Source organism: Brevundimonas sp. CURTG3B2_SDJG (assembly GCF_057364705.1).
Genome location: NZ_JBNFOJ010000486.1, coordinates 1 through 1,255 on the forward strand (window position 1 = coordinate 1; position 1,255 = coordinate 1,255).

1 protein-coding gene and 1 pseudogene are annotated in these 1,255 nt (G+C 73.5%); both read left to right on the forward strand.

All coding sequences use genetic code 11. The features are described from left to right. Window positions 1-5: 5 nt before the first annotated feature. Window positions 6-823, forward strand: a pseudogene (locus AC2W7C_RS18100) (lytic murein transglycosylase); the annotation flags it as partial. 156 nt (window positions 824-979) lie between these two features. Then, window positions 980-1,255: peptidoglycan-binding domain-containing protein (locus tag AC2W7C_RS18105; RefSeq protein WP_486002596.1), on the forward strand; the 276-nt coding region annotated here is incomplete at its 3' end.

Below are 1,255 nucleotides of genomic sequence, written 5' to 3' on the forward strand. Positions count from 1 at the left end.
CGGCGGTGGATCAAGCCGGCTTTGAGGGCTGGAAGCAGGGCTTTCTCGCCCGCCACGGCGGCGCCCGGCGCGCCCAGTACGAGCGCGAGCTGGCCGGCCTGACGCCCGACCCCTCGGTCATCCGCCTGGACCGCAATCAACCCGAGTTCAGCCGCCCGGCCGGCGCCTATGTCCAGAACGCCGTCACCGCCACCCGCATCGCCCAGGCCCGCCAGCGCGTCGACCGCGTGCCGTGGAACGTGGTCCAGCGCTACGGCGTCCCGTCCGAGATCCTGGTCGGCGTCTGGGCTCAGGAATCCGCCTTCGGCCAGGTCCAGGGCGACTACGACGTCATCCGCTCTCTGGCCACCCTGGCCTACGACGCCGCCGCCGCGACTGGGCCGAAGGGCAGCTGAAGAACGCGCTCGACATCGTCGTGGACGGCCGCCGGGCCCGCGCCGGTCTGAAGGGCAGCTGGGCCGGGGCGATGGGCCAGACCCAGTTCATGCCCGACAACTACCTGCGCCTGGGCGTCGATCAGACCGGCGACGGCCTGGTCGACATCTGGAGCTCGGACGCCGACGCCCTGGCGTCTGCGGCGAACTTGCTGGCCCAGGCCGGGTGGAAGCGCGGCCAGACCTGGGGCTACGAGGTCGTCCTTCCCGCGGGCTTCGACTATTCGGAAGCCGAGGGTCCGCGCCATCCGTGGCGCTACTGGGCCTCCAAGGGGGTGACCCTGGCCCGCGGCGGCGCGCCCAACGACGCCGAGGCGGCCGAGAACGCCACGATCCTCCTGCCCCAGGGCGCCCGCGGCCCGGCCTTCCTGGCCCTGCCCAACCACTACGTCATCCGCGAGTACAACAACTCGGTCAGCTACGCCCTGGCCATCGGCCTGACCGCCGACGGCGTCCAGGGCAAGCCGGGCCTCGCCACCCCCTGGCCCGACGACGCGCCCCTGTCGCGCGACCAGCGCATCGGCGCCCAGCGCGCCCTGACCGCCATGGGCTACGACACCCAGGGCGTCGACGGCGTGATCGGCTCCAACACCCGCGCCGCCCTGCGCCGCTGGCAGATCGCCAACGGCCGCGTCGCCGACGGCTACCTGACCGCCGCCCTCGCCGACGAACTGATCCGCCGGGGCGGTAGAGGATTCCCCTCTCCCGCGCCGAGGTCAGGGCCTACGCGCCGCGTCGACCCCCACCTCCCCCACTCGCCCCCCCCAAAGGCCGATGGGGACGGCCACAGAACGGGCGAAGCCGGTCAGGAGGGGCCGACG